We start from the raw sequence: 21,332 nt of genomic DNA, 5'->3' as shown, positions 1-21,332 counted from the left end.
GGATACTCGGTTACTTGCTAATTTCTGCGGCGGGTCCAACATCCGCCCGAGTCACTTAGGCTCGCAGAGAACACAATCTGGCAGTCAGTGTATTGGCTTGTGTCAGGAGCTCCCTGCAAGTTGCATGGTGACCTGAACCTCGGCGCCGTTGCGCAAGGCGGTCAGGCGTGCTTGGGACACGCCATCGGCGACGAGGGTTTCAAGAATACGATCAAGGCTTTCGATGGCGTTGATCTGCTGGCCGGTGGTGTTTTCAGACAGCAGAATATCGCCGACGCGCAGACCGTCTTTATAATCTGCGGGCAAGCGGGTGACGCTTACAGCCCAGTTGCCGTTATCCGCGTTGTGTGCCGTCAATGTTACGCCGTTCTCAAGACCAAAGAAGCGGATTGCAGGCAGAGCCAACAAGCCATTCAGGGGGCGCGCATTGCTGTTCGCACGATACCGGGCGGCGACGCGAATATAGCCGTCGGGATCAACGGTTACATCGTCAAGAATGCGGGTCACAAAGCTGGCGCTGTCGGTGACAGGTTCGCCATTGATCGTATAGATCACGGCCCCGCGGGCGACCCAGTCGCCAATGATCGACATGTCCCGTTTGGGGTCTGTGCCGGTGATCGCGACAGCGCTGCCTGTGGACAGGCGGCGCGTGCTGGTGGCGAAGGGAATTTCAACGTCCCAGTGTCCAAAAGCGATCTGCTTCGGCAGCAGATCCTCGGCCGCGACAGGGGCAGGTGCCGGGACTACCTCAGGTTCTGTTGGGGCGGGAGCTTCAGCGGGTTCAGCTGCAGGAGCAGGCGTCGCATCAACCACGGGTTCGGCTTCCGGTTCTGGGGTGGGCACAGGTGCGACCGGTGCCGGGGTCACAGCCGCCACCGCGACTGGTTCCGAGCCCTCGGATCCGTCCGATCCGCTGAAGGCAAAGTATCCACCGGCACCAAGCACGACCAGAGCGATCACGCCAGCAATGGCCTTGCCGCCTCCGCCCGAGCTGCTTTTGACCACCGTGACCGACGGGTCGCTTTTGGGTTGTGCCCGCGTCAGCCCTTCCGACTGCGCGGTCGTTGCCACGTCATCATTGCTGGACAGAAGCGCGGTGACGATCGCTTCGGCATTTTCCGAGTCCGCTTTGCGCTCTTCCGGGCGTTCCAGCGCCACGATCACCGAGCTGGGGCGATAGCCGAATTCCTCGAATACAACGGTCGGGCCGCGGAACATGCGCAGCCATTCCAGTGCAGATTGCGGACGATTCACGATGTGTACTTCCATCGCCTTGTCCAAGGCTTCGAGGAATCCGTCTGGATAGCCGTCGAAGCGGCCAGCCAGCGGGACATACGGGTCTTCTTCGCCCGCGTTGAATGCGTCCAGACGCGACTTCCCGTCGATCGGGCGTTCACCGCTGATGGCGTGATACAGCGTGGCGGCCAGGACATACAGGTCGCTGGTCGCGTCCTGATCGGCGCCGCGCGCGTAAAATTCGTGCGGAGAATATCCGTCCTTGATCACCCGCAGCGTCAACAGCGCCGCCGAGCGATTTGCAGCCCGTTCCCGCGCTGCACCAAAGTCGATCAGAACCGGCTGGCCGTCTTCGTCGATCAGGATGTTGTCGGGCGAAATATCGCGATGCAGCATCCCGTTGTCGTGGATGAACGACACTGCCGACAGCATCTTTTCCGTGACTTGCACGATGAAGTTCGGGGTCACTGCGTTGCGTTTATCTTGAACGTAATCAAGCAGATCGCCGCCGTTGATCAGGTCCATCGCGATATAGGCGGTCTGGTTGTCTTCGAAGACCTGATGCACGTTCACGATGTTTGGATGCACCAGACGTGCGTGATTTCGGGCTTCCTGAATGAACAGCCCAATGATCGATCTTAGATCTTCTTCATAGGCGGGGTCAGATGCTTCGACATTGCTGCCAACGCGGCGACACAATGCACCCGGGAAACATTCTTTGATGACGACATTCCGGTCCAGACTGTCGCGGGCCAGATAGGTGATGCCAAAACCACCGTTGTTCAGGAAACGAAGGATCTCGTACTGATCGCGCAGCAGTTTTTCACCTGGCTGCAACGCTGCGATCTGGGGACTGTCTGCTGTCTGTCCCGATGCCCGATTATGGCTCATGTAGTCTTACCTGCGTCTCGTTTCCTGGCAGAGAGATTTCCCAACCGTTGGGTCAATTTATCAAGGTAAATTCAACCAGCGATGCCATCGAAGTTAGACTTAGGAATTTAGACCAAACTGTGGCAGCCACATGGCTTCGCTATGACTCGGGGCGACAAAACAGGCGATGTAACCCCTTTGTTGCTGAATCAAAGAAGATAGACCAGCTGCTGACTTAGGGACGGTCGTGGAATCTGTCAAAAATCGAGCTGTTCCTTGGGTCTTCTATAGCGCGAAGTATCAGGTGATTCTGCCTGAAGTTGACGCGATTCTGTGGATAACCTGTCGAAAACGGCGTTTATGCGTCCTTGGCCTGCGTTCCTGCCCAAGACAGGTTGTCGCTGAGCTGAGTCATGATGTTCAAGACCGTCTCGGTTGCGTGCGGCGTGTCTTCGAACTGCATCAACGTCAGTAAATCCGAGGCGTTCTCGAACTCGCCCACGACCCACTCGGCAGAGGAATCAATGCTGCGGCCGGGTTCAAGCTGTTCGATGAAATCGTCGACCAGTTCTTGGCAGCGCTGTAGCAGGTCCGTGATCTCGAGGTCCGGGGTGTCGCGCAGGTCAGTCAGCAAGGCGCGCAAGGCGGCTTTCCAGTTGTCCAGCAGGGGGTTTTCCAGATCAGAGTCTTCAGGTTCCGGTTCGGGTTCAGCCGCCGCGTTCTCTGCCGCCGCTGCTGCCGCAGCAGCAACAGCCGCCGCCGCTTCCTTCAGATCGGTTTTGGCGGGCTCTTCTGCCACACCCAAAGCCGCCAGCGCCGGGGTCAGCTTCGTTTCAAGGTCGCTCTTGGCCCTCTCAAGATCCCGTGTTTTGCGGGTCGCCGCCAGACCAAGCACCTGCTGCGCCAGGTCCTCTCCGCCACATTCGGACCACAGCTCGAAATCCGGTTCCGGCTCTTGCGCCATCGCTTGCACGGCGACGGGCGTGCCGATGGGCACAACGGCCTGAAACATGCCTTCGCTGTCGCGTTCCAGATGCGGCACCAGTTGCGGTAGAGACTCTTGCACCACCGGAAGGTCCGTGTGGGTCACGGCAAGCAAGCTGTTGTCCTGAAGGTCCTTGGTGACATGCGACCATAAGAACCGCTCGGTTTCGCGCCAAGCGTTCGTGCCGTTGGTGCACCAGATCGCGCAATCGACGAATTTCAGAAGCTCCAGTGTCTGCTTATAGCTTTCATCCAAAGCGCCCGAGCCGGGAAGGTCGAACAGTACAAGTTCCTGAAGGGCGTCAGACGGCAACCCGATCGAGATGAAGTCGGGCGCGTATTCGGCCGCTTTTTCCAGATCGACCCCGGCGAAGGTTTCAGGGGCCATGTCCCACCACCCCACCGTGGTCTCGGGCTTGGCGGCGTATTTCACGATCACCAAGGGCAGCTTCAGGTGCTGTGGGCCCGTGGGCAGGATGTCGGTGCCCGCCAGCATATTGGCCAGACTGGATTTGCCCGCCCCGAACTCGCCCGCGAAACCGATGGTCACGGCGCTGGTCAGTTGGTCGATATGACCCCGCGCCAGCGTGCGCATGCCATCCAGCGGGGCCGAGCGTGGCGCGGCCTCGGTTTTCGAAAGAAACGCTTTCAGTTGCCCAAGAACCGAATCTGTTTCTGGAAAGTTGATCACGTTACCGCCTCGAGTTGCTCTACAGGTTCGATACCCTCTTCGAACAACTCTTCCAACTCATTTGCAAGCCTCCTGGCGTTTTCCAACGCTGCGTGTGCATCCGGTCGCGACGCGGACTGGGTCTTGTCCAGCTCTTCAAATCGGGTCGCAAGCACAGCCAGATGATGCTCGATAACCGTCTTCAGACGGCTTGCCAGATCGGAGTGGAACTGATTCACAAGATCAGTGGCGATGGATTGGAACTCGTGCGTGATCACTTGTTCCGCGCGGGTCACGACGGATTGCTGCTTTAGCAGGCGCGCCAGCCACGAAACGCGCAGCTCGACCGTGATGCCGCGGGTTAGGATGCTGGTATCCGGGCGATACCACCTAAGCGCGCTGGCATCCACATTCAGCGGGGCGTCCGTATCCTCTGCGTCGCCATCCGCAAGCGCGGCGTTAGACCGCATGTCCAGTGCGAACAGCTCGTTCAGCATTTTCTGACGCTGGGCATGCGCTGCATCTAGCAGCCGATCGCGCATGATCTGGCGCAGGTCGCTGAAGTTCAGCTCGGTTGCGCCGCCGGTGGACAGCAGCGGTGACACCCCGTCCTCGCCCTGCACCACGGTCGAGACCATGGACCGGACGATGTCATCAAGCTCTTGCCGCAGCGCGACCATGTCATGCTGGGCTCCACTGGTAAGGCTATCCTTGGTATTTATCACCATCTGGCTTAGCTGCGTGCGGATTTGGTCCTCGGCCTGGGCGAAATGGGCGTCCGCGGTATCGTCATCGACGATCTTCAGGTGCACGCGGCGGCGCTCCAGCTCGCTATTGGCGAAGTTGCGCAGATGCTGCGCCGCGATGTGAATGCGTTCGCTGCGGGGGCCGATCGACATTTCGCGCATCACGTGGCTGCGCAGGTCAGGCAGGCCCGAGGCAATCATGGCGGCCAAGCGCAACGCGCTTTCGGCGGCGCCGTCCCGCTTGGTTTGTTTCAGTTGTTCAACGCCCTCAAGGAAACGCTGCATTTTCTGCGGATGGGCTTTCAGCCACGCCAAAATCTGGTCGTGGTCGATGCCGGTTAAGTCCCCGGTCAGCGCATAATGCGCCCACTGCGCGCTGCCCATGATCACCGTCATGCGGCTGCTGTCCAGCGCGCGCTCAAGCCCGGCATGCACGTCCGCGTGCACACTGGCGGCATCCTCGACGCCCCGGTTCAGCTCGTCCACCCGGTTCACGAAAACCACCATCTGCCCCAGCTCAAGCGCCTGCATCAGGCGGAACAGCTTCAGATCCGCCTGCGACAGCGCCTGATGCGCGGACAGAACCACGACGAAAAAGTCGGAATTGCGCAGATATTGATGCGAGATTTCTTCCCGGATCAGCAGCGGATCATTGATGCCCGGCGTGTCTGTTACCGTCAGGGGGAACGCGAAATGGCCCTGTTCAAAGAAGACTTCGGCCTTGCGGGTCAGATCGCTGTAATAGGGTGCGGTGTCACTGTCCATCTGCGCGGGTTCGTCTTCGGGATCGGCACCTGCGCTGACGTAACGGGCTAGATCTCCTTGTGTCAGGCCCTCCAGATCATGGGACGTGCCCAGCAGGTCTTCATAGCGAGCTCCAAGCCGGGCCTTGGCGCGGGCTTTCATCGCCTCGATCTGCTCTTCGATGATCTGCCGTTTATAACCGTCTTCGCCATCCGGCAGCAGGTCGCGGATCTCGTCCCCTTCGGACAAAAGCGCCTGCCATTGTGCGTTGTCGAAGAAATGGAAGATCCCACCATTTGTGCGGCCCGAGGGGTGCCCGAAATGCATGTCGGTTACGACCGTGGTCCACGGGTTCACATCGGAAGGCAAGAAGTTCGCCTGCCCTGTGAAGCCGTTGATCAGGCGCGACTTTCCAGCCTTGATTTGGCCGACAAACGCGACGCCCGGTTTCAACGATTTCAGGTCCGCCAGGATGCGCGAAATGAACGGCTTCGCTTCATCGCTTGCCGTTTGCGACATCTGCTCGGCGATCCGAACTAATTCCTGTCGGCGTACCTCATCCATAATTTGACTTCCAACTCGTTATTCAAAGCAAATCGCTGACCCAAATCCCAACGTGAGAAGCGGGCGTTTCATAGTATTCAGCTAAAATTTTCGTGCGACGTCAATGATTTCCACAACTGCATGACCGAACCCAACCTACGCGTGTGGTGGGCGGCCATTGTTGTTGCTTCCGTGTCGCGACAAATGGTCAAACTGGGCATATCCTGCCCCTGCGACCGCAGAATAATCAGCTGCGGCCCCCAATCTTCTTCGTTACTGTCAGCGTCCCAGGCCGACAGGTCATCCATCAGCTGTTGTACGGAGTCCAAATTTTGCGACAGAACCCCGTCCGGACCGGCAACGGTGGAGTCTGCGTGACGGATCAGGATCCGCTGATCGCTGACCCGCGTTGCGTTCTCATAGAACCGCGCGGCGATGCCGTTGCCAATCTCGTCGTCTGCCTGCGGCTCTGCGTTTGGTTCCGGTGTCGGGACTGGCGCGACGACCTTGGCGACGGGAATGTCGGTCTGGATCTCGGGCTCGACGGCTTCCGGGCCCGAGGGTGCGGACGGTGCGGGCGGCGGGCTCATGGGTTCAAGCGCGCTGATGGCGGCGTCGATGTCGGACATCTTCAGGCCGGTCGCCACGACGTCTTCGCCATCCTCGGGCGGTCTGCTGCGTATCTTTGCGCCAGAGCCAGAGCACACCATGCTGAGGATCTGGGCCACATTCTGGGCGGTGGTCTTGGGCGGGGTGGCGTGTACTCCGTCCATCACGGCCTCGGTCAGGTTGGCGACACGTCCGTTGCTGACCGTCAGGCTGACCGCGTCCTCCTGATCATTGGTGATCTGAATGACGCGTGGCAGGAATGTCGTCCGCACAGCATCAAGTGCGGCCTGGCTGCGGGCCTCGGCCGTGCTGTGGGTCAGCGCAATGCTTTCGCCGCGCCGGGGTTTCGCGTCGTCCACGATGCGTTCAAGCCGGTCAAGGATATCTGATTGGATCACAGTCATCTCTGTCTACACCGCAGCCGAGATCAGTTTCATGTTCGCCGCAGATTTGGCCAGAGCCAGCCCAACATTTGCGCTGTCATCCGAGACATAACAAATCAGGTGATCGGGCTGATCCGGGCGTCTAAGCAGCAGGTACAGGCGCTTGCCTGAACAGATTGCGATCTCGCCAAAGCCTGCGCCTTGGGTGTCGTCACCGGACAAAAGCTCTTCAACGGCGCGCACGCCGCGCCCCAGAATCAGGTTGGCGATCGAGGTCGATATCGCTTCCAGCGCGGCGATGCTGTCATCATCGCGCCCTTGAACGCCCAGAAGAAACCCGGTTTGCATGTCGACATACCCCGCCGCGACGCAGTTCGGTACGGTTCGCATGCTGGCTGAAAGCGCGTCGTCCAAAGACAAAGTCGCGTCAGCCAAAGTGTTTGTATGTATCATCTGATTTATAGCACGTGCCAGACAGTATCGCTGTCGGATGCCGTGTCGCTAAGAGATTGTAGGGTACCTTCAGACTGCTGCGCATGGTGATCGCGGGCGCGGTCGTCGAATAGCTTCAGGAAGCGCTCGAATTCCTCATGCAACGCAGCCGGGTCGTCGATATCCCCAAGGGATGACATGTGTTCGGCCCAGGCATCAAGCGCGCTTAGCGGTTGCGACTCCGGAATGCTGAAGACAGGCTGGCTCGGGGCCAAGGCGATCGTCTCGGAGGTGACAGCCACGTCGGCATCTTCTGCCTGATCTTCATAGTCCTGCCCCCGGTCGGAAACCAAATCGGTGATCGACGCAATTAGCCGTTCGGAATCATCCTCTTCCGTGTCCTGAGCGGGCTCTTCGATTTCATCAATCGCCATATCATCTTGGGCGTCGAGCGGCTCGTCCTCGTCCTCGTCCTCGGTCTTGGCGACTTCGGCCTCGCCCCATTCAGTCGAGGTCTCGTCGGCGATGTTCTCTTGCAGTTCAGAGACATCGTTCACCAGAGTTAAGGGCTCGGGCAGGGCGTCTTCTGCAATCGCATCCTCGTCCAAGCTTTCCTCGACATGAAAGACGGATTTCAGCTCTTGCATGTCCTGGTCTTCTTGGGCGTCGGCCTGCACTTGCGCGCGCAGTTTGTCCGCTTCGTCCGCATCAATGCGCTGTCGGGTCTCGGAGGTATCACTTCCCTGCGTTTCGCGGCGTGGACGGGCAGGGCGGATCCGCACAACATTGTCGGCATTGCCTTCCATCGGAATAGGATCGACCTCATCCGCGATGGACATGACCGGCGGGCTCCAAACGCGGGTAGAGGTTTCCCCACCCAACTGCAGTGCGTTGGTATCCACCTCTTCGCTGGTGCCGTCTTTCTCGTAGCGCGCCAGCATTTCAGCGCGTGCGGCCATGATGTCGGCGGTGATGGTCAGGAAGTTGTCCACCAGCTTGCCGCCTCCGCTTCCAGCCCAAAGATCTGCATGCTCTTCGTTCTCACGTGCAATGATGGCATCGCGGGCGGAAATCATGATCGTACGGCGGAACATGTCGCCTGCTTCGCGGTTGATGCGGCGCAGCACCTTGGCCTGATCCGTTTCGTTCAGCGCATCGGCACGCGTTACCAGCAGAAGCGAATTCTGGCGCAGACGTTTGGGCAGCGAGGCCCACGTCGCGCGTTCGGTCTCGCGCCAGGCTTGCGTCGAGTGGGTGCACCACAAAACGCCATTGGCCTGACCCACGGCGCGTTGCCAAACATTGGACGAGATCTTCGGGTCCGAGATGCCGGGCGTGTCGATCAGGTCCACCGCTTCCAGAATGTCAGCTTCCAGATAAACACGCACAAAATGCGCGCCCTGTACGCCGACTTCGCCGATTTTCTCAAGCTCGATCGGTTCGCGGCTGCCGTCCAGGTTTTGCACATAGGAAGGCTTGTTACCCCACGAGAACCAAATCGGTGGCAATTGCGTCGCCGTGACTTGGGTGGGCAGCGTTTCCTTCTTCAGAAGAAAGTTCAGAAGCGTCGACTTGCCGGCGCTGAATTCGCCCATCAAGGCGAAAACCGGTTTACGGTGCGACCAGCGCTTTAGACGTTTCCATTGCTCTGCTGTGACAATGCGTGGGGGAATGTGATCTTTCATTTTATCAGGCCGCCTCGGTGCCAAGATCCTTCAGGATATCTCCCAAAAGTTCATCCGGAGACTTCGCGGTTTTAAGGCCAGCTGCTTTCAAGGCTTCCTCGTCCATTTGCGCCTGAGCCGACTGCGAAATTCCCAGAAGTGTTTCCTGCTGCTCTACCATGAATTCTGCCAGCGCGGCGCGAACGTTCTCAAGCACTGCCGCGATCTGGTTTTCTTCGATGTCCTTGGTGATCGAACTGGCTTCGGATGCAACCAGTCGAGTGTAATCAGCGGCATACGAGGCCACGCCCCGACGACGCTGCCACCAGCGGCGCCACCATGTGCTTTGCAGGTCCAGCGCGATGGTGCGTCCAATGGCAAGGGGGGGCGGCACGTTGGGCACGATCGGTGGTTCAATCGAGAACTCGCCCAGATGTTGCCCTAGCATGTTGCGGTACACGGTTTCGATGTCATGCGCCGCCGAGGTATAGAGCGCGCCCACGTCTTTGCGCATTGCGCGGGCGAAATTGAAATAGGCGGATTTCTGAAGCGCGCGGAAGCCGGCAGGGTCGTATTGCCATGTACCATCTTCGCCGTTCTGCTCTAGATGCTCAAGCAACGACTCGGTGGCACGTTTGATGAAGTTCTCTTCCGTGCGGGCCAGTCGCTGCATCACCTTGTCCCGCAGAGTGTTTGTCAGTTCGGCCACGCGGTGTTCATAGTCATTCGCGACGGTGCGGATGGCGTCTTCGGGCGTCTTACCGTCCAGATCATAGACCATCGTGCCGGTGTCGGTCAGCGTCTTCGCGACCGAGGTGGCGCGGATCTGGCTGGCCATGTTGCGGGCGCGGTTGCGTACCTTGTTGCACAGACGTGCGCCTGCACCTTCGGCGATCCGTTCGTTGATCGACAGAAGCAGATCCGGAAGACCTGATAGCGCCCAGATATGGTCGAGCGACATGCTTTCGCCGTCGAACCCGGCAGCGGAATAAAGCTTGTTCAAAGACGATGCTGCGTGGTCCGTCAGAAGCTCTGAGTTTCCGGTCAGGGCGGCTTCGGCCCAGAGGGCGCTGCCAAAGATGACGCCCGCATCGGCGTTGATGCTGCTTTGCTTCAGCATTCCATTCACGCGGTCGCGGATCTCCGGTACTTCGCGCACCGGGTCATGCAGTTCGTCGATGCGGTTGATGAACAGGATGATCTGACGGTTCTCAAACTGCGAGATCATGCGCATCAGCGCCAGATCCATTGTGGTCAGTGCCTGACTTGCCGCCATCACAACCACACAGACCTCGGACCCGCGCAGGCTGCGCAGGGTGATCTGTTCGCGGACCATGAATGTATCGTTCACACCCGGCGTGTCGCTCAGGTTGATCGCCATCGGGTATTGCGGGATGTCCAGATACAGCTCGGCTGTTTTGGTCACATCCGCGAAGCGTCCGCTATCGGCGCTGATATCCGGGTCATCTTCGTCGCCCATGCAGACATAGCGCTGCACCAGATCGTCGTCGAAATAGTCATACGAGTGGCTTTGACCCATGATCAGGTCGAAATGCTTGCCCAACCGCTCTTCCGAGCGGGCCTTCATATCTTCAACCTGCTTCCGAATGTCGTCCATTTCGTCATCGGCACCAGCACGGTGGGCCAGCTCGCCCAGACGTCCACCGCCGGCGGTCAGGTTCTGCCATTCATCGTGATCGAAGAAGGTGAACTTGGCCTTGGTGTCACCCGGCGTCCGGGTGTTCACATGCAAGGTGGTCGCCACCGAGGTCCACGGGTTGACGTCCGACGGCAACAGGCCCGGGCGTCCCGCCATGATGTTCACAAGCGACGACTTGCCCGCCTTCACCTGACCCACAAAGGTCACGTTGGCGGTGAATTCATCCATCCGCGACTTCAGCTTGGCCAGTCGGGCCGAACTGCGTGCGTCTGCGATCGCTGTGAGCTGGTCAATAGTCGCGTTCAACCCGCCAAACGCATCGTTCAGCGGGTCCAGAGCTTCGTTACCTGTTGCCAGTAGATGTATGTTTCGCGCCATGGCTTAACCCTCGGTACCGTTCAAGACGTTCCTCAGACCATATTCCGTTTGCAGTTGTCCAGCGGGTAAAGCTGATGGTGTGTCGATCAGCTCGACCAGATTGATGACATCCAGAACCAGCTGCATTTCTGGCAGATTCTGGCGGACGGGGCCGTCCGGAATGTCCGCAAAGACTTGAATGGTCTGAAAGCGCTCGCCGCTTTCCAGTTTGGCGACCTGTTCGCCCTTCGGAAAGCCATCCGCTTTGTTGGCAGGAAGTGCCATTTTGGGATTGGCGAGCAAGTAGTGGTCTCCTCGCTTGGTTGTCAGCGAGACGCCAAAGCCGACCTGGGGGTACTCTGCGCTAAGATACTGCAACCTATCGCTGAGCCCTTTGCGCATGACAAAGGCGGCATTTGCCTGAATATCAACAACATTGGACGATGCGTGCACTGTATGGTCCTCGGCGTTAGGTAGAGTGGGATACCGGACAGACCTCGGGATACAAGAGGTCGAGAACTCATAACTACACCTCAACGAGTGTGACCCAGAACGGGGCGTAATTGAGACACAATTGAGGGTTGTTTAGGCCTCAAATGGGGCGCAATTATGGCGCATGAAAAATGCTTTAGTTTCTACCGTTAAGGGAGAGCACCTGCGCGCGCGCGATGGCAGAAATCTTGTCTCTGCGGTGATGCGCAAGCCCAGATATGCATAAAACACAAGTAACTAAGGCAATTTAGGGTGCAGAATCACCCCTGTGCAGCGATTCGCACACTGCGGGTTTGCGCATTTGAGGGTCGAATTCACCTTTATGGTTGTATGAGGGCGAAGGTTCGGACCTGTTTGTTCAGATATTATGACGATATGCCCTGCCGGAAATCCCCCCGAATTGCGGTGTCAAACGGGGAGAATCACCGGCAACAGAAGCGCCAAGAGTGAGTGCGAGTCGGTACGATGCCAAACAACCCTGTGGTGAAAAAAATCGCCTCGTTTGATCTGCGACAAATTGCGCCTCCGCCTCGTCAGCTAGGTAACAGGCGAATCCATCACATGAGGCTCTCAAATGACCAAGTTGTACCGCGCACTGGCAGCACTGCTTCTCTTTCCCGGTTTGGCGGGGGCAGAAGGTGATCCGGCCAAGGGCGAAAAAATGTATAATCGTTGCTCGGCATGCCACGCCATCATCAGCCCCGAAGGCGAAGTGCTGGTCAAAGGCGGCATTACTGGCCCGAACCTGTATGGCGTCGTTGGCCGCGTGGCCGGAACTGAAGGCGACTATCGCAACGGCAGCGAGCGGCTTCCGGTCGGGATGTTCACCGATGACATGATCCGTGCAGGCGAAGAAGGTCTGGTCTGGACCATCGAAAACCTGATTGAATACACGAAAGACCCCATCGGGTTTATTCGCACGTTCTTGGATGATCCCAAAGCGCGTCCGAACATGGGTGTGAAACTGCGCAAGGGTGCTGACGATATCGTCGCCTACGTCGCGACCTATTCGGAATAATGTCAGGGCGGGATGACGCCCTTTTCGATGACCCAAAAACAACAAAAGGCCCCGTGAGGGGCCTTCGTCATTGGTCGGGCTGAGAGGATTCGAACCTCCGACCCCCTGCTCCCGAAGCAGGTGCGCTACCAGGCTGCGCTACAGCCCGACCGTGGCGGGTGAATTATACCTCGTTGGGCTGATTTGCAAGCGCCTTTTCCACACGGAAAGACCTTATCGCGGCTTCTTGTGAACTTAGAGCGATTGGGCCAGACTAAAGTGAAACAAAAAGGGGTAAGCCCTTGCAGGTCTACTATGCCATTGGTGGTGTCGGAATGTTCTTGGTCGGAATGGAGATCCTGACCAATGCTCTACGTGACGCCGCGGGATCAAACCTGCGCCGGATGCTTGGTCGGTTCACAACCACCCCCATGCGCGGCGTGTTGACCGGGGCGTTCGGCACCGCAGTCATCCAATCCTCAAGCGCAACAACCGTGCTGACCGTGGGCTTCGTCGGGGCCGGGCTTCTGACGATGGTGCAGGCGCTGGGGATCATCTATGGCGCCAATATCGGTACGACTGCGACGGGCTGGTTGGTGTCCTTGGTGGGGTTCAAGCTGGATCTGGATATCGCCGCGATGGCCTTGCTTCTGCCGGCAAGTCTTCTGGATCTGCTGGGCAAAGGTATGTGGAAGCGGATCGGGCGCGGGCTGGCGGGGCTGTGCTTGCTGATCATCGGACTTGAGATGATGCAGACTGGGCTCGGTGGTTTCAAGGATACGGTGACCCCCGACATTCTGCCCGGCAGCGGGATAGCTGGGCTGCTGTTCCTGATCGGGGCTGGGCTGGTCATGACCATCGTCATGCAGTCCTCAAGCGCCGCGATGGCCTTGGCCTTGGTGCTGCTGCAAAGCGGCGCAATCGAGCTGGTACAGGCCGCAGCCCTTGTGATCGGCATGAACATCGGCACCACCTTCACGGCCATTCTGGCCTCGGTCGGAGGCTCGCTTCCGATGCGGCAAACAGCGATTGCCAACTTGATCTTCAATTGCGTGACGGCCGGGTTTGCCTTCCCCCTGCTTTTGCTGATCCTCCCGATGCTGAGCGTGTTGGCGCAGAGCTTTGACAACCTCACGGCACTTCTGGTGTTCCACACTGGGTTCAACCTGATCGGCGCGGCGGCGTTCCTGCCCGTGACGCCCAAGTTCGCAGCGATGGTTGCGCGACTGGTACCCGAGAAAGAGGAAGACAAGTTGATCGCTTTGGATCGCAGCCTTCTGAAAGATACGGACGCGGCGTTGGTGTCCGCGCAGGGCGCCAGCGAGAAGATCGCGAACCGGCTGTTCGGTGCCTTGGGTCAGGCGATGGACACGCCGCCGGATTATCGCGGTATCTCGGCCCTTGCTCCGTTTCAGGGCGCGCTGGATGAACTGTCCGAGTTCCTGTCACATATCCATCCGGAACGGGACAATCAGGTCGAGGAAGACACCTATTCCGCGCTTCTGCACCAGACGGACCACATGTCGCGCTTGATCAATCGGGCCGGCAAGACCGCACATGTAAACGAGCTGCTTGCGGATCATGTGTTGCGTCGCCCAACCTTGGCGCTTGGGGCCACGTTGCGGCGGTTCGCGGACGCCGAGTTCGACCCGCACGAGGCCGCGCGCCTGACCCGGCTGCATGACATCGTCAAGCAGCGTAAAAGCAAGCACCGCCGTGGGCTTTTGCTGGGCGAACATGCGGGGATTTATAGTCTGCAGGAAGTGTTCGCGCATACGGACGCAATGCGCTGGCTGGACCGAAGTCTGCACCATGCCGAACGTGTCGCCCATTATCAGGCCATCGCGCGGCGGGGGTTCCCCTCGGCCCCGGAAAAGGCCGAAGGGAAAGATACTTAGAGGCTGGCGTCCAGCGCGGCGATGACGGCATCACCCATTTCGCTGGTCGATACCGGGGTCTTGCCTTCTTCGTTCAGCAGGTCGCCGGTGCGAACGCCGTCGGCCAGAACCTTCTCAACCGCTGCTTCCAGACGGGTTGCTTCTTCACCCATGTCAAAGCTGTAACGCAGGGCCATCGCGAAGCTGAGGATACAGGCGCAGGGGTTGGCCTTGCCTTCGCCCGCGATGTCCGGGGCCGAGCCGTGGACGGGCTCGTACATGGCTTTCGGACGGCCGTTCTCCATCGGGGCACCCAGCGAGGCCGAGGGCAGCATGCCCAGCGAACCGGTCAGCATGGCGGCACAATCCGACAGGATGTCGCCGAACAGGTTGTCGGTATAGATCACGTCAAACTGCTTAGGCGCGCGGACCAGCTGCATGGCGCCGTTGTCAGCATACATGTGCGACAGCTCGACCTCGGGATAGTCTTTCGACACCTCGGTCACAACGTCGCGCCACAGGATGCCCGATTCCATCACGTTGGCTTTTTCCATCGAGCACAGACGCTTGTCGCGCTTCATGGCCAGTTCGAAAGCAGCACGTGCGCCGCGTTCGATCTCGGCTTCGGTGTAACGCTGGGTGTTCACGCCCACACGCTGGCCGTCCACTTCGGAAATGCCGCGCGGCTCGCCGAAATACACGCCCGAGGTCAGTTCGCGGACGATCATGATGTCCAGACCGGACACGATGTTCTTTTTCAGGGACGAGAAGTCGGCCAGAGCGTCAAAGCACTGCGCGGGACGCAGGTTTGCAAACAGGTCCATTTCCTTGCGCAGACGCAGAAGGCCGCGTTCCGGCTTCACCGAGAAGTCCAGATCGTCGTACTGCGGGCCACCCACGGCGCCCAGCAGAACGGCGTCGACTTCTTGCGCCTTCGCCATGGTTTCGTCGGCCAGCGGAACGCCGTGTTTGTCATAGGCGGCACCGCCCACCAGATCCTCGCTGACGTCGAAGGTCACGCCGCGTTTCGCGCCGATCCAGTCGATCACTTTGCGCACTTCGGCCATCACTTCCTGACCAATGCCGTCGCCGGGCAGAATAAGCAGAGAGGGGTTCGTCATGAGGGCATTCCTTGCACTGAATTCGTCGCAGATGGGCCTAGCCTGACGCGGGCGCAGGGTCAAGAAAACAAAGGCTCAAAACGCAATATCGACCCAGACAAGCCGGTGACGGGACGCGGTTTCGACCGTTTGCGCAAACGGATCACCGGGCAGGGGCCAGATGACGCCGCTGTCTGTAACGCGCAGGCGGGCGTCGGGCAGCACATAGCTGACCCGCAGGTTGCCCGGTTTCTGGTCGGGCCAGTCGGCGGTATCCAGCGCCGGGTCGGCGCGATGGTTGGTATCTGCGGTCGCCACTCCCCCGGCGCTTTGCGGGCGGGGGTCTTGCAGCTGCGGATGGGTGAGAAGCAGTTCAATCGCGTCGTGCCGACCGTCTCCGTCCAGCGGGTCCAGATTGGCATTTCCGGCGATCACCACGGGGGCGTCAGGGGCTGGGAAGGGCAGGGTGCCGTCTAGATACTTGGCCCAGAACGTGACCTCGTCATGGTTGCGGCGGCCGTTGCGATCTTCGGGGCCGTCGAATACGGGGGTGTTGGCGTGGAAAGTCAGAAGGTGGAATGCAGGACCGTTTTCAGGGCGCAGTTCGACATCCCAATGCGCCACGCTGCTGAGGCGCTGGATCGTCAGGGCTTCGGGTGCGGGGAAGGGGATCTCGTCCCCGCTGGGCAGAAGCGCGCCGGGCAAGTTTGTCCACAGAAGGTCCGAGAAATCGCGGACCGCACCAATCGGCACGCGCGACAGCACTGCCATCCCGCCTTCTCCGGTATAGCGGCCAAAGCTTTGCATGTCCTCGGGCTCGGCCAGCCGACCGTCGCCATCCACATCAAACCCGGTGTCGATCCCGGTATTGGGGGCGGCGGTGAAGCTGTGCGGCATTGCGTGACCGGCAGCCTTCAAAACGTCCTGAAACGCGGCCAGCGCGTGGCCTTCCAGATCGTAATCAAAGCCCTGAAGCGCCAAGACGTCCGGCTTGGCGTGGGCTATCACCTGCGCCAATGCCACGATTTGCGGATCGTCCTTCTGGATGTCCCGCAAAAGCAGCCCCGGCCCCTTTTTACGAATGTCGGCGTGATAGGTCGCGATGCGCAGCGCCTCGGCCAGAGCAGTGCAGGGAACAAGTGCCAGCCACAGCGCCAGAAGGGTTCGTTTCATGCGGTTGCGGGATATCCGTTGCGGGGCAGGGCCTCGCTCTGCTTGCGGCCATCGCTGATCATCACAGCAACCCGCCGCATCGCGATCCCGCGCATGAACAGGCTGGCAGGCAGGAAGGCCCACGCGGCGACTGTCCAGATTATCGTCTGGGTTTCGATCGTTTCGAACGTGTCGAACAAGGCTGCAGTTTCGAGCACAAGCATTGGTGTCAGGAAGGGCAGTAGGAAACCAAGCGCAATGTTCCAGCGGGCGTCCCGTTTCAGGCGGCGCACGATGTCGCCACTGCGGGTGGGGCTGAACGTGGGCAAATTGACCCACAGATTAAAGCTTTCTTGCCGGAAGAATGGCCAGTTGGTCAGGCGCAGCGCGATCAGGAAGACCGCGACCGACAGAAGCGAGATCAGATAGCTCATCCCGGCAAAGGCGCGCAGTTGAACCAGATCCGCGAACGGCGCATCCGCTGGTAGGATCGCCACCACAGCGTGAACCGGGCTGTAGGGGAAATCAATCGCCTGCCCGATCAGAATGCCGATCGAGGTCAGAAACTCGACCGTGATTGACGGGTCGGTCTGCGAGCGGGCAATGATCGACAGGCACAGGATCGAGGCAAACAGCGACAGGAAGCGGATGCGGTTGAAGGGTGGGGCGTTCCGAAACTCGACAATGCTGGGGTAAGTTGTTGCGTATTCAAATGTTGTCAGTGCGGCAGCGGCAAGCGCCAGAATTGCCACGACTTGCCCACCCTCGGCGCTTACTCCTGGAACCAGGACCGAAGGTGTTGCGACCAACATCACCATAAGACCGGCGCGCAAGATGGCGCCGAACAGTCGTCTAACCATGCCTCTTCCTCCGCTATACGGACGGTGCGGTTCATGCCGCATCCTTGTTCCGCCGCTTGTCCCCTCGCCAGGGTCAAACCAGGGTGGTTTTGTCCAGATTGCGCGGGAAAATGGGGGGCAGCAAGGGTTGAGAGGGTTTGAGCGCGAAAAACGCCCCAAAAAAGCCATAAATGATGCGGGAATGCACCAAGTCGCACAAAAAAAGGGCCAGTCGCGCGGACCGGCCCCTACTTTTAGTTGATTCTAAGCGCTCAGACCCAGGGACGAGCTGCCGCTGCCTTGGCTTCAAAAGCGTCGATCGAGGCTTTCTTTTCCATGGTCAGACCGATGTCATCCAGCCCTTCCAGCAGGCAGTGTTTCTTGAACGCATCGACTTCGAAGGCGATGGTTTCGCCGTCCGAGGTGGTGATTTCCTGCGCTTCCAGATCCACGGTCATGCGGGCGTTTGCGCCCTTTTCCGCATCTGCCATCAGCGTATCGACCTGTTCTTGCGGCAGGACGATCGGCAGGATGCCGTTCTTGAAGCAGTTGTTAAAGAAGATGTCCGCGAAGCTGGTCGACACGACGCATTTGATGCCGAAGTCGGCGATGGCCCAAGGGGCGTGTTCGCGCGAGGAGCCACAGCCGAAGTTGTCGCCAGCGATCAGGATCTCGGCGTCACGGTATTGCGGCTTGTTCAGCACGAAATCTTCGATCTCGGTGCCGTCGCGGTTATAGCGCATCTCGTCGAACAGGTTCTTGCCAAAGCCCGTGCGGGCGATCGACTTCAGGAACACTTTCGGGATGATCATATCCGTGTCGATGTTCACCAGCGGCATGGGGGCCGCGATACCTTGGAGTTTTTCAAACTTTTCCATTTTGCGGTCCTCTTAGATCAGGTCACGAACGTCGGTCAGGCGACCGGTCAGCGCGGCAGCGGCGGCCATGGCGGGCGACACCAGGTGGGTGCGGCCTTTGTAGCCCTGACGACCTTCGAAGTTACGGTTCGAGGTCGAGGCACAGCGCTCGTTCTCGGACAGCTGGTCGGGGTTCATCGCCAGACACATCGAGCAGCCAGCCAGACGCCACTCAAAGCCAGCGTCCTTGAAGATGTCCGCCAGACCTTCTTCTTCAGCCTGAGCACGGACCAGACCCGAACCGGGTACGATCATGGCACGCATGCCGTCCTTGATCTTCTTGCCTTTCACGATCTCGGCCACAGCGCGCATGTCTTCGATGCGGCCGTTGGTGCACGAGCCGATGAATACGGTGTCGATCTCGATGTCGGTCAGTTTCTGGCCCGGGGTCAGACCCATATAGTCAAGCGAGCGTGCAGCCGCGTCGACCTTACCGCCTTCGAAATCCGACGGGCTGGGAACGACAGCCGAAATCGGCAGAACGTCCTCGGGCGAGGTACCCCAGGTGACAACCGGCTCGATCTCTTCGCCTTTCAGCGTGACGACCTTGTCGAAATGCGCGCCTTCGTCGGTGAAGAGCGTTTTCCAATAGTCCAGAGCCTGCTCGAACTGGCCACCTTTCGGGGCGTGCGGGCGGCCTTTGACGTATTCAAAGGTGGTCTCGTCAGGCGCGATCAGGCCAGCGCGGGCGCCGCCTTCGATGGCCATGTTGCAGACGGTCATGCGGCCTTCCATCGACAGATCGCGGATCGCTTCACCACAATACTCGATGACATAGCCGGTGCCGCCACCGGTGCCAGTTTCGCCGATCACGGCCAGCGTGATGTCTTTGGCGGTCACGCCCGGCTTCAGCTTGCCGGTGATCTCGACCTTCATGTTTTTGGACTTTTTCTGGATCAGCGTTTGCGTCGCCAGAACGTGTTCCACTTCCGAGGTGCCGATGCCGTGGGCCAGAGCACCAAACGCGCCGTGGGTCGCGGTGTGGCTGTCGCCGCACACAACGGTCATGCCGGGCAGGGTCCAGCCCTGTTCCGGGCCAACGATGTGCACGATGCCCTGACGGACGTCCGAGACCGGATAGTAATGCACGCCGAATTCCTTGGCGTTTTTGTCCAGTGCAGCCACCTGAATGCGGCTTTCCTCGGTCATCTGCGAAGGATCTTCACGGCCCGCAGTGGTCGGAACGTTGTGGTCCGGTACAGCGATGGTCTTGTCCGGTGCGTGCACCTGACGGCCGGCCATGCGCAGGCCTTCGAACGCCTGTGGGCTGGTCACTTCGTGAACCAGGTGGCGGTCGATATACAGCAGGCAGGTGCCGTCTTCAGCTTCGTGGGCTACGTGGGCATCCCAGATTTTATCATAGAGTGTCTTCGGGGCGGTCATGTCGCTCTCCGTGGATGGTCATTGGGGTAAGGTGACAGGGATTGCTCGCCCGCGGTAACGGGCGTCAAAGGCTTATAGGCAGGCAAGCACCGCGTTCTGGGCGCCGAAGAAGCGCCACGGCAAGAACGCGTGGTCATCCATGTCAAAAATCCGAGTCATGCCGACCAGATACCCCGTCCCGCCCTTCAGGGCAAGGGGAGAGGCTCTGGACGTTGCGCATTGGACCATGCCATGCTGCCAAAAAAGGAGAGGGAATGGAGCAGGATCCCGCAGCAGAGGTCAAACCAGAGACGCCCGCAGAACCCGCGGAAGCAGTGGGGCCGTCCCTGACCGAACAGCTTTGGGCGCTGTGGGAAGACGGCGGCGACTTCGTGATCAGCCTTGGCCAGACATGGCGCCTGTATCAGGTTCTGATCATGCTGGGGCTGGCGGTGGCCGCGTTTGTCATTTCCCGGTTGCTGGTTCCACGGGTCGAGGCTTGGCTGCGCACCCGTGAAGGGTGGTCCAAACGTAAGCTGCGCTTTGCCATCCACCTGCGCAATCGCATCGCGATGATGACCTATATCGTGCTGTCATGGGGGACTGTGTCCGTGATGCGCGAAGTCACATGGCCATCGCGCAGCTATCTGATTGCGCTTGTGGCCACGATGGTCACCGCGTGGTTGCTGGTTGGCCTTGCCGCATTCGTGATCGAGAACCGTCCGCTGCGCCGCATCGCTATGTGGGGGATGTGGATCTATGTGACGCTCTACTTCCTTGGCATCACCGAAGAAACAGCCAGCGTTCTGGACAACCTCGCGCTCGAGGTCGGGGATTTCCGCGTATCTCTTTGGACCATCCTACGTGTGGCGGTTATTTTGGGCATCCTCTTTGCGTTGGCACGCATGCTCAGCCGAGGGTCTGCCGCACGCATTCAGGATAACGAGGATATTTCGCCATCCATGAAGGTGTTGGCGGTCAAGTTCCTGCAGATGGGGCTTTACGGTGCCGCGTTCTTTATCGCGCTGAAAGCGGTGGGAGTGGATCTGACCGGTCTTGCCTTCCTGTCCGGTGCGATCGGTCTGGGCCTTGGTTTTGGTCTGCAGAAGGTCGTGTCGAACCTTGTGTCGGGGGTGATCATCCTTCTGGACAAGTCGATCAAACCCGGTGACGTGATTAGCCTTGGCGACACGTTTGGCTGGATCGAGCAACTGGGTGCGCGCTATGTCTCTGTCGTTACACGGGACGGGCGCGAATACCTGATACCGAACGAAGACCTGATTACCGGGCAGGTGGTCAACTGGTCCCACACCAACGCCTTTGTGCGCCTGGATATCTTCTTTGGCACCGCCTATCACGACGATCCCCACCAGGTTCGAAAGATCGCGATCGAGGCCGCCCATAGCGTGGACCGCGTGCTCAGCTTCCGCCCACCGGTCTGTCATATCGTGGGCTTCGGGGACAGCTCGGTCGACTATATCCTGCGGTTCTGGATCGATGATCCGTCCGGAGGGCTGACCAACATTCGCGGCAATGTCTATCTGGCGCTCTGGGATGCATTCAACGAGAACGGCATCTCGATCCCATTCCCGCAGCGCGAGGTGCGGATGTTGGAAGATGCGGGCCCCAAAATCGATCCGTGACCCGTTTACACACCCTTCACACAGGCTTGAAACACTGTGGATTGAGCTTATGTGC

General features: G+C 59.4%; 16 protein-coding genes and 1 tRNA gene. 3 read left to right on the top strand and 14 right to left on the bottom strand.

Translation table 11 applies throughout. The annotated features are described in order from the left end of the window. Nucleotides 1-102: 102 nt before the first annotated feature. From G0Q00_RS12185 to G0Q00_RS12150, 8 genes are all read right to left on the bottom strand, one after another. Entirely contained in the window at nt 103-2,127 is a 2,025-nt protein-coding gene (locus G0Q00_RS12185) for a protein kinase (protein ID WP_163039677.1), read from the bottom strand. Nucleotides 2,128-2,464: 337 nt separating this feature from the next. Next, entirely contained in the window at nt 2,465-3,781 is a 1,317-nt protein-coding gene (locus G0Q00_RS12180; RefSeq protein WP_163039675.1) for a dynamin family protein, read from the bottom strand. Beyond that, nucleotides 3,778-5,814 (bottom strand): dynamin family protein, encoded by a 2,037-nt coding sequence (locus G0Q00_RS12175; protein WP_163039673.1) that lies wholly within the window; start codon nt 5,812-5,814, stop codon nt 3,778-3,780. The genes G0Q00_RS12180 and G0Q00_RS12175 overlap by 4 nt, the downstream gene beginning before the upstream one ends. Before the next feature lie 77 nt (nt 5,815-5,891). After that, nucleotides 5,892-6,806, bottom strand: a complete 915-nt coding sequence (locus G0Q00_RS12170; RefSeq protein ID WP_163039671.1) for a hypothetical protein — start codon at nt 6,804-6,806, stop codon at nt 5,892-5,894. A 6-nt stretch (nt 6,807-6,812) separates the two neighbouring features. Further along, nucleotides 6,813-7,220, bottom strand: coding sequence for a hypothetical protein (locus tag G0Q00_RS12165; RefSeq protein ID WP_163039669.1), 408 nt, complete (start codon nt 7,218-7,220; stop codon nt 6,813-6,815). A gap of 23 nt (nt 7,221-7,243) precedes the next feature. Then, a complete protein-coding gene (locus G0Q00_RS12160) occupies nt 7,244-8,902 on the bottom strand; it encodes a dynamin family protein (protein ID WP_163039667.1) in 1,659 nt (552 codons plus the stop codon). 4 nt (nt 8,903-8,906) lie between these two features. Next, entirely contained in the window at nt 8,907-10,919 is a 2,013-nt protein-coding gene (locus G0Q00_RS12155; protein WP_163039666.1) for a dynamin family protein, read from the bottom strand. Nucleotides 10,920-10,922: 3 nt separating this feature from the next. Next, the gene (locus G0Q00_RS12150) at nt 10,923-11,183 is read right to left on the bottom strand and encodes a hypothetical protein (protein WP_163039664.1); all 261 of its coding nucleotides are present in this window, start codon (nt 11,181-11,183) and stop codon (nt 10,923-10,925) included. 781 nt (nt 11,184-11,964) lie between these two features. On the opposite strand from G0Q00_RS12150, the gene G0Q00_RS12145 reads away from it, so the two are divergent. Continuing rightward, the gene (locus G0Q00_RS12145; RefSeq protein WP_163039662.1) at nt 11,965-12,408 is read left to right on the top strand and encodes a cytochrome c family protein; all 444 of its coding nucleotides are present in this window, start codon (nt 11,965-11,967) and stop codon (nt 12,406-12,408) included. A 71-nt stretch (nt 12,409-12,479) separates the two neighbouring features. Here G0Q00_RS12145 and G0Q00_RS12140 read toward each other — a convergent pair. Continuing rightward, a tRNA-Pro gene (locus G0Q00_RS12140) sits at nt 12,480-12,556 on the bottom strand. Nucleotides 12,557-12,689: 133 nt separating this feature from the next. On the opposite strand from G0Q00_RS12140, the gene G0Q00_RS12135 reads away from it, so the two are divergent. Beyond that, the gene (locus tag G0Q00_RS12135) at nt 12,690-14,285 is read left to right on the top strand and encodes a Na/Pi cotransporter family protein (RefSeq protein WP_239058429.1); all 1,596 of its coding nucleotides are present in this window, start codon (nt 12,690-12,692) and stop codon (nt 14,283-14,285) included. Here the strand turns inward: G0Q00_RS12135 and leuB are convergent. The 5 genes from leuB to leuC form a co-directional block, all read right to left on the bottom strand. Further along, entirely contained in the window at nt 14,282-15,385 is a 1,104-nt protein-coding gene (gene leuB, locus G0Q00_RS12130; protein WP_163039661.1) for a 3-isopropylmalate dehydrogenase, read from the bottom strand. The two genes, G0Q00_RS12135 and leuB, sit on opposite strands and share 4 nt — an antisense overlap. A 75-nt stretch (nt 15,386-15,460) precedes the next feature. After that, nucleotides 15,461-16,537, bottom strand: coding sequence for an endonuclease/exonuclease/phosphatase family protein (locus tag G0Q00_RS12125; RefSeq protein WP_163039659.1), 1,077 nt, complete (start codon nt 16,535-16,537; stop codon nt 15,461-15,463). Further along, the gene (locus G0Q00_RS12120; RefSeq protein WP_163039657.1) at nt 16,534-17,376 is read right to left on the bottom strand and encodes a hypothetical protein; all 843 of its coding nucleotides are present in this window, start codon (nt 17,374-17,376) and stop codon (nt 16,534-16,536) included. Before G0Q00_RS12120 ends, G0Q00_RS12125 begins: the two co-directional genes overlap by 4 nt. A 251-nt stretch (nt 17,377-17,627) precedes the next feature. Next, a complete protein-coding gene (gene leuD, locus G0Q00_RS12115) occupies nt 17,628-18,233 on the bottom strand; it encodes a 3-isopropylmalate dehydratase small subunit (RefSeq protein ID WP_163039655.1) in 606 nt (201 codons plus the stop codon). Nucleotides 18,234-18,245: 12 nt separating this feature from the next. Beyond that, nucleotides 18,246-19,655: a 3-isopropylmalate dehydratase large subunit gene (leuC, locus tag G0Q00_RS12110; protein WP_163039653.1), complete on the bottom strand. Its 1,410-nt coding sequence runs from the start codon at nt 19,653-19,655 to the stop codon at nt 18,246-18,248. A 254-nt stretch (nt 19,656-19,909) separates the two neighbouring features. Between leuC and G0Q00_RS12105 the strand changes: the two genes are divergently transcribed. Then, complete coding sequence (locus G0Q00_RS12105) at nt 19,910-21,277, top strand: mechanosensitive ion channel domain-containing protein (protein WP_163039651.1); 1,368 nt, start codon at nt 19,910-19,912, stop codon at nt 21,275-21,277. The last annotated feature ends 55 nt before the right edge of the window (nt 21,278-21,332 follow it).

The organism is Aliiroseovarius sp. PrR006, assembly GCF_010500215.1.
GTDB lineage: Bacteria > Pseudomonadota > Alphaproteobacteria > Rhodobacterales > Rhodobacteraceae > Aliiroseovarius.
Note: the sequence above shows the minus strand (reverse complement) of the source record. Positions and strands in the feature narration are given on the sequence as shown.